This is a genomic window from Clostridium sp. (genome assembly GCF_021443865.1).
GTDB lineage: Bacteria > Bacillota > Clostridia > Clostridiales > Clostridiaceae > Clostridium.
Window position 1 is genome coordinate 1 of the sequence record NZ_JABUTB010000092.1, and the last position, 8,067, is coordinate 8,067.

The window sequence follows — 8,067 nt, forward strand, 5'->3', positions numbered from 1 at the left end:
AAGGAAATGTACAAGTTTCAACTCTTGATTTAGTTAATACTATTGCTGAAGTTTCTAATTTAAGCAAAAATGATTACAGCAATGAATCATGGACAGCTTTAGAAGGAAAGGTTTTAGAAGCAAAAGCTATAGTAGCTAAACTAAATGCTACTCAAGAAGAAATAGCAAATGCAAAGAATAATGTAACTTTAGCTATGGAATCTTTAAAAGAGTATGTACCTGTAGAAGTTGATAAAACACAACTTATAAGCTTAGTTGGTAAAATTAATTCTTTAGATTCAAGTAAATATACATCTTCAACTTGGGGGGGATTACAAGCTGAACTTGAAAAAGTTAATGCTGTATTAACAGATGAGAATGCAACAGAAGAAGAAGTACAAGATTCTTATAATAATTTAAGTATTGCTTATAATAACTTAAAATTAATTGTAGTTATTGATAATGAAGTAAAAGAAAATGTAAAAGTAGAAATTGAAGAAATTAAAGCTGGAGAAGAAAATGTAATAGATATTCCAGCAAGTGAAATCCCTAACTCTATTGAAGTTACAATTAATGATGCTAATGCATTAGAACAAGGTCAAGGCTCAATTTCCTTAAATATAGAAGATTTTGCTACAGTAAAAATACCTTTTGAAGCATTTAAGAACCAAATTACAGAAGATGTTGAAAAAGTTATGTTTAGAATGAATGTAATTGAAAATTCAGACATACTTGAAGATTTAAAAGCTGTTGGTAAAGTATTTGAATTTAATATAGTAGCAGTTGAAGGAAATGAAGAAATAAAGATTAGTCAATTTGGAGATGCATTAGTAGAAGTTAAATTAATATTAACAGATGCAGATTTAGAAGGATTAAATAAAGATAATCTAATTGTATTATATTACAACGAAGAAACTAAGGAATTTGAAGATGTTGAAGCAATAATAAATGGAAATGAAGTTACATTTAAAACTTCACATTTCTCTAAGTTTATAATAGCTGAAAAAGAAGTTACAGAAGCTGTTAACAAAGACAAGCTTCAAGAATTAATAAATACGGCTGAAGCAATAGATACATCTAAATACACTGAAGCAAGTGTTAGTAAGCTTAAATTAACACTAGATAATGTAAAAAATGTTTTAAATAATGAAGAAGCAACACAAGAAGAAGTTAATAAAGCTGAAGCAGAAATAGAAAATGCAATTAAAGATTTAGTTGTAATTGAAGACAATAACAACGGCGGAAATAACGACGGCGGAAATAACGACGGCGGAAATAACAACGGCGGAAATAACGACGGTGGAAATAACAACGGCGGAAATAATAACGGCGGAAATAATAACGGCGGAAATAATAACGGCGGAAATAACAACGGTGGAAATAACAACGGTGGAAACAACAATGGTGGAAGCAATAATTCTGGTAATAACAATCAAGCACCAGGTAAAGGATTATTGCCTGCAACAGGAGGAGTATCACCTATTTCTATAGCAACTATCTCAATGCTTTTAATAGCATTAGGCTCAGTTTTATTAAAAAAGAAAAAAGCTACAATATAATACTATCTTTTCTAGGGTCCCATAGGCATTGCCTTGGGGCCCTATTTATTTACATTTGGATAATAATAATATGAGATAATAAATATAATTTTATAACATACTAAAAATCTATTGCAAATGTATACATAAAGTGTTAGTATTAATATACAAAATATTGTATATTGATAAAGGAGATATGTAATGGATGTTCAAAGTAAGCTTATGCAAAAACTTGGGATTGCAATTACTTCTTTAGCAGTAGAATTTTTGCCATTAAATAGTGGAGACAGAATAAAAACAGTTGCAGAGCTTGCTGAAAATTACAAAACAGCTAGGGGAACAATACAATCTGCAATAAAGATTTTAAAGGAAGAAAATGCTGTAACTTTAGAGTCTAGAGGACATCTTGGCACTTTCATAAATGAAATAGATTATATTAAGCTTTTAGAGCTGACAGGTATAAAGTCTTTAGTAGGAGTTATGCCATTACCATATTCTAAAAGATATGAGGGTTTAGCAACTGGTATTTGCAAATGCTTAAATGACAGTGGAGTTAATACTAATCTTGCTTTTATGAGAGGTTCTAATCATAGATTAAAAGCTTTAGAAGATGGAAGATATGATTTTGCAGTTACTTCAAGATTGACAGCAGATTTTTATCTACAAAATAAAAAGAGTATTCAAATAGTTAAGAGCTTCGGGAATTTTAGCTATGTTAATGAGCATATTATAGTAGTAGCAAAGGATTTTAATGGAGAGTTTACTAAGGGTACTAAAGTGGGAATAGATAATTCTTCTATAGATCAATCTGTATTAACAAAAACATATTTTGGAGATTTAGAAGTTCAATATGTTACATTAAATTATAGCCAATTTATATCTGCTATTAAAGAAGGAAAAATTGATGCAGCTATTTGGAACTTAGATGATCTTCAAGATAGAAAAGATGACTTTAATTTTATCCCATTAGACAGGCAAAATAAAAATATTAAAGATACTGAAGCTGTAATTATTGCAAATGAAAAAAATTCAATTGTTCCAGCACTTTTTTCTAGAGTATTAGATGTTGAAGATGTAAAAGAATATCAAAGATTAGTTATTGAAAAGAAGATAATGCCTCAATATTAAGAGGTATTCAATGAATGAAAGTACAAAAAAATGTATATTGGAGGATTTGTATGGAATTACATATAAGATTAAATATATTTAAGGAATCAGGGATGCTATCTGAAAAAAATCATAATAAGGTACTACAGGTTATTAAATACTTTGATGAGGTAAAAAATATAAAGCTTGTGGAAGAAAATTCTTCAATGCTTATTACTCATTTATGTTCTTCCCTAGAGAGAATTGATAAAAATGAAATGGTAAATGATGTTGATATAAAGATACTTGAAGCACTTAAGTTAGAAGAAAATTATAAAGAAGCTGTTAATGTTGTAAAGGATTTAAAAGAATTCTTAGGAGAAATACCAGAGGAAGAAGTGAATTTCTTAGTTATGCATATATGTGCATTATTAAGACAAGCATAGATTTTAGTTAAATATGATTATAAATAATTTTATATGGAGGAGTTAAAATGAAAAAAATAGTTATTGGTGGACAAATTGATAAGCAAAGAGTTGCTGATATTACAGCTAAAATTGCAGGGGATAAAGTAAGTATACAAATTAAAAGTGATATTGAAGCTGCAATGGCTATAAAAACAGGACAAGCAGATTATTATTTAGGAGCTTGCAATACTGGTGGTGGTGGTGCTTTAGCAATGGCAATAGCATTACTTGGAATGCCAAACTGTGCAACAGTATCAATGCCTGGACATATTAAAACTGAATCAGAAATTAAGGCAGAAGTAGAGGCTGGCAAAAAGGCTTTTGGCTTTACTGCTCAACATGCAGAGGAAGTTATACCAGTTATTTTAAAATATATTCTTTAATAATAAGGAATAAATTTAAAAGTTTATTTAATGAATATTTTATTAGTAAAGAAAGAGCCAATAAGAATGTTAAATGTTCATTTTATTTACTAATTTAAATAGAATTATTAATTTTAGGAGGGAATAATTTATGCATTATCTTCAATATGTGGTAATTGCACTTCTAGGTGCTTTAGCTGCAATCTTATCAAACACAGGAGTTGCTGTATTTAATGATGGATTTAGACCAATTGTTCCAGAGTATTTAGAAGGAAGAATGGATAAAAAAGCATTAGCTGCAACATCTTTTGCAATTAGCTTTGGTTTAGTTATAGGGTTTGGTATTCCAGTCTCAATAGCTGCAACTATTATTTTGGTTCACAGTATTTTATTAGGTACTGATATTATTGGTTCTTTCTGCCCAAGTGGTAAAAAAGGAATGATAATTTCAGGAGTAGTAGGTGCTATCTACGGAATAGGAATAGTTTATGGATTACAATTTGTAGTTGATTTATTTGCAATGTTACCAGTTAATTTCTTAGAACCATTAAAATTAGTTGGAACGCCAATTACAGTTGCCTTTGCTGTTTTCCCAGCTTTAGTTGTTGCTTATCAATTTGGAACTAAAAAAGGTTTCTTAACTGGAGTTATAGCTTTATTAATTAGACAAATTGTTTCATTATATGGAAAGTTCACTATTAATGGAGCAACTATCAAATTAGAACCAGAAGGTATGGCATTACTTGCAGGTATGATAATTATGATTATATTTGCAGTACAAGAAAAACCAGATCCTAATGCACCAAAGATTGACTTAGTAGCAATTTTTGAAGAAAGAGTTAAAAAAATTAAAAAGAACTTACCTGTATTAGCTTTAATGGGTGGATTAATTTCTGCAGCAACAAGTCTTAGTTTATTAGCAGGAGATCCAATTAGTTTAAATCTTTTAGCAGAAGGAAAAAATACAGAAGCTGCTATGACTGCATTTGCAAGAGGAATAGGATTTATTCCATTAGTAGCTACAACTGCAATTTCTACTGGAGTTTATGCACCTGCAGGTATGACATTTGTATTCGTAGTTGGATTCTTAATAGGAAATCCATTCTTAGCATTTGTAGCTGGAGCGTTAGTTATGGCTTTAGAAATATTCTTCCTAGATGGATTAGCTAAATTAATGGACAAGTTCCCAGGAGTTAGAAAATGTGGAGATAACATAAGAACAGCTATGAGTAAGGTTTTAGAAGTCGCATTACTAATAGGTGGTATGATGGCTGCACAAGATATGGCACCAGGACTTGGATTATTCGTAGTAGTCGGACTATATGTATTAAATAAGACTTCAAGAAAACCAATAGTAGATATGGCAATAGGCCCAGTTGGAGCTATTGGAGTAGGAGTTTTAATAAATATACTATACTTAGTTGGATTATATGTAATACCAGCTTAAGTTAATGGATAATGGGTAATGTACAATGCATAATTAAGGTAAAAACTCCACAGGAGTTTTGGAAAATGAAAGAATGAAGTTTCTTTTTTGCTGACGCAAAATAGAAATGAAGAATGAAAGAATTAAGGATTAAATTCCAAGGGGATTTATAAAATTTCATAATTCAGCTTGTCTGAATTATTTCATAAATTATGCATTATCAATTGTGCATTATGCATTCTGTAGAGTGCACAATTACGCATTATCTATTAAAAATTTGAAATTAGTTAAATCATGAATTAGATAACTCTTGAATTTATAAATTTCATAATTCAGCCTACTGAATTACACCAATAATTCTACATTCTAAATTTTACATTTTACATTTATACAAGGGGGTTTGAAATGGCAAAGGAAATAATTTATGCTCACGAGCATATAACAATAGATTTGTCTGGAGTTAAGAAGGATAAGGATTGCTTTTTAGATAATAAAAATCAAACTATAGAAGAGTTTAAAGATTTAAAGAGCAGAGGAGTTTCTACTATTATAGACGTAACTAATAGAGGTATGGGCAGGAATACTGAATATGTTTTAGAGGTTATGAGGGAAACAGGTTTAAATATTCTTCAAGCAACAGGGTATTATAAGGAGCCTTTTTTACCTGAAGAAGTTTATAAAATAAATGAAAAGGAAATGGCTAAAATTCTTATAGATGAAATTTTATATGGAATAGATGGAACATCAACAAAGGCAGAGGTTATTGGAGAAATTGGAACTAGCTTAAAGAGAGTGGAGGAAATGGAGCTTAAAGTTTTTGAGGCAGCATCAAGAGCTCATATTGAAACAGGAAAGCCAATTATTACTCACACTACTTTAGGAAAATTAGGACTTGAACAGATAGAAATATTTAATAAGTTTAATGTGGATTTATCAAAGGTTACTTTAAGTCATATAGATTTAAGTGGGGACTTAGAATATATGATTAGATTATTAGACACAGGTGTTAATATTGCCTTTGATACTATAGGGAAAAATAATTATCAACCAGATGAGAATAGGGTAAATTGGTTAAAGGAACTTTGTAATAGGGGATATAGCAATCAAATAGTATTGTCTATGGATATTACAAGAAAATCACATTTTATGGATAATGGAGGACTTGGTTATAGCTATTTAATTGATAGTTTTCTACCAAGATTATATGAGAATGAAATTTCTAACAAGCATATAGAAAATATGTTAGTTAATAATATAAAAAATATATACAACCTTAAATAGGAGGCAATTATGAAGACATACCCATTACATTCAATAAGCTTAGATGAAGCAAAGAAATTACAATTTAAAATAATAGATACTGTAACAAAGCATTTTGATGGCAGTGAAGTATTATCCCTAGGGGATTTAGGGGTAGTAAAGGGATTAAATAAGCCAACCTATACTAAGAAGGTGGAGAATATTTTTGCAGAGGTTTTTGATGCTGAAGCAGCAATATTAGTAAGGGGAGCAGGAACAGGAGCCATAAGATGGGGACTTATAAGCTTTATGAAAAGTGGAGATACCATATTAGTTCATGAGGCACCTATATATCCTACTTCTAAGGTAACTATTGAAACTATGGGACTTAATGTTATTACAGCTAATTTTAATAATTTAGAGAATGTTAAAGAAGTTGTATCTAAGCATCCAGAAATTAAGGGAGCATTAGTTCAAAATACTAGACAAAAAATAGATGATTCTTATGATTTAGAAGAAGTAATAACTACAATTAAAGAAAGTAATGAAAATATAAGAATAGTTACAGATGATAATTATGCAGCCTTGAAGGTTAAAAAGATAGGTAGTCAATGTGGAGCAGATCTTGGAAGCTTTTCTTGTTTTAAAACATTAGGACCAGAAGGTGTTGGGGTCTTAATTGGTAAGAAGGATTTAATAGATAAGATCTATTCATTAAATTATTCAGGAGGTAGCCAAGTACAAGGGCATGAAGCTATGGAGGCTTTAAGGGGATTAGTATATGCACCAGTTTCATTAGCAATTCAATCAGAGGTTAATGAAGAGTTAGTAAATAGACTAAAGAATGGTGAAATACCAGAAATAAAGGATGCCTTTCTTGCAAATGCACAATCTAAGGTGGTATTAGTTGAATTCAATGAAGATATTGCCCAGGAAATATTAGAAGTTACTACTAAATATGGAGCAGCATCTCACCCAGTTGGATCAGAATCTAAATATGAATTTGTTCCAATGATGTATAGAATTTCAGGGACCTTTAGAGCAGCAGATGAAACTCTTGAAAAAAGAATGATTAGAATTAATCCAATGAGAAGTGGAGCAGATACAATAATTAGAATTTTAAAAAGCTCCATAGAGGAAGTTAGAAAAGTTAGGTAAGGAGGAAAAAATGTGTTTCTTGAAAAAACTGTAGAAAAAAATAAAGAATTAGTTGAAGCTGCATTTAATCTCCATAGAGAAGGATTAATATTGCCAGATACCTATGTTATAGATTTGGATACTTTAATAGAAAATGCAAGAAAAATACAAGATGAAGCAGATAAATATGGAATTAAGCTTTATTTTATGACTAAGCAAATAGGAAGAAATCCTATTATAGCTAAAGAATTTATGAAGCTTGGATATGAAGGTGCAGTAGTTGTTGATTTCAAAGAAGCTGAAATTATGATTAATAATGATATTAAGATTGGACATGTTGGACATTTAGTTCAAATTCCAAAAGCTTTAATTGAAAAGGTAGTTAAATCTAAACCAGATTATATAACTATTTATACTATAGAAAAAGCTAAAGAAATAAATGATGTTTGTGAGAAATTAGGGATTAAGCAAAATATTATGCTAAGGGTATTAGGAGAAAATGATAATTTATATTCAGGTCAATATGGGGGCTTTAAATTAGAAAATCTTAAGACTATGGTAAAAGAATTAATTAAATTTAAGAATCTTAATATAGCAGGAATAACATCATTCCCATGTTTCCTATATGATGAAGCTAGAAATGAAATTATGAGAACTAAAAATATAGATACTATTAAAGAAGCAAAAGAAATTCTAGAAAAAGAATTTAATTTAACTATAGAGCAATTAAATATGCCTTCTGCAACTTGCACAAGCTCTATTAAGAAAATATATGAAGAAGGTGGTACTCATGGAGAACCAGGACATGGCCTTACAGGAACTACACCTTATCA

General features: G+C 29.9%; 8 protein-coding genes. All 8 read left to right on the forward strand.

What is annotated here, in order from left to right:
• On the forward strand, positions 1 to 1,538 hold a 1,538-nt coding region (locus HUJ77_RS13225; protein WP_291709363.1), incomplete at its 5' end, for an LPXTG cell wall anchor domain-containing protein.
• Between the two features lie 180 nt (positions 1,539 to 1,718).
• Positions 1,719 to 2,645 carry a GntR family transcriptional regulator YhfZ gene (gene yhfZ, locus HUJ77_RS13230; RefSeq protein ID WP_291709365.1) on the forward strand — a complete coding sequence of 309 codons (927 nt, stop codon included), beginning with the start codon at positions 1,719 to 1,721 and terminating at the stop codon, positions 2,643 to 2,645.
• A 50-nt stretch (positions 2,646 to 2,695) separates the two neighbouring features.
• Positions 2,696 to 3,049, forward strand: coding sequence for a PRD domain-containing protein (locus HUJ77_RS13235; protein WP_291709366.1), 354 nt, complete (start codon positions 2,696 to 2,698; stop codon positions 3,047 to 3,049).
• 47 nt (positions 3,050 to 3,096) lie between these two features.
• A complete protein-coding gene (locus HUJ77_RS13240) occupies positions 3,097 to 3,453 on the forward strand; it encodes a DUF2620 domain-containing protein (RefSeq protein ID WP_291709368.1) in 357 nt (118 codons plus the stop codon).
• 130 nt (positions 3,454 to 3,583) lie between these two features.
• Entirely contained in the window at positions 3,584 to 4,879 is a 1,296-nt protein-coding gene (locus HUJ77_RS13245) for a YhfT family protein (protein WP_291709370.1), read from the forward strand.
• A gap of 384 nt (positions 4,880 to 5,263) precedes the next feature.
• Positions 5,264 to 6,139, forward strand: coding sequence for a phosphotriesterase-related protein (locus HUJ77_RS13250; RefSeq protein WP_291709372.1), 876 nt, complete (start codon positions 5,264 to 5,266; stop codon positions 6,137 to 6,139).
• Positions 6,140 to 6,148: 9 nt separating this feature from the next.
• On the forward strand, positions 6,149 to 7,255 hold the full coding sequence (locus HUJ77_RS13255; protein WP_291709374.1) for an aminotransferase class V-fold PLP-dependent enzyme: 1,107 nt from the start codon (positions 6,149 to 6,151) through the stop codon (positions 7,253 to 7,255).
• A gap of 12 nt (positions 7,256 to 7,267) precedes the next feature.
• A partial coding sequence (locus tag HUJ77_RS13260; protein ID WP_291709376.1) for an alanine racemase occupies positions 7,268 to 8,067 on the forward strand: 800 nt, incomplete at its 3' end.

What these genes read in the sequence shown, in the direction of transcription:
- yhfZ (WP_291709365.1), top strand. Translation starts at nt 1,719, where the DNA reads ATGGATGTTCAAAGTAAGCTTATGCAAAAACTTGGGATTGCAATTACT.
- HUJ77_RS13235 (WP_291709366.1), top strand. Translation starts at nt 2,696, where the DNA reads ATGGAATTACATATAAGATTAAATATATTTAAGGAATCAGGGATGCTA.
- HUJ77_RS13240 (WP_291709368.1), top strand. Translation starts at nt 3,097, where the DNA reads ATGAAAAAAATAGTTATTGGTGGACAAATTGATAAGCAAAGAGTTGCT.
- HUJ77_RS13245 (WP_291709370.1), top strand. Translation starts at nt 3,584, where the DNA reads ATGCATTATCTTCAATATGTGGTAATTGCACTTCTAGGTGCTTTAGCT.
- HUJ77_RS13250 (WP_291709372.1), top strand. Translation starts at nt 5,264, where the DNA reads ATGGCAAAGGAAATAATTTATGCTCACGAGCATATAACAATAGATTTG.
- HUJ77_RS13255 (WP_291709374.1), top strand. Translation starts at nt 6,149, where the DNA reads ATGAAGACATACCCATTACATTCAATAAGCTTAGATGAAGCAAAGAAA.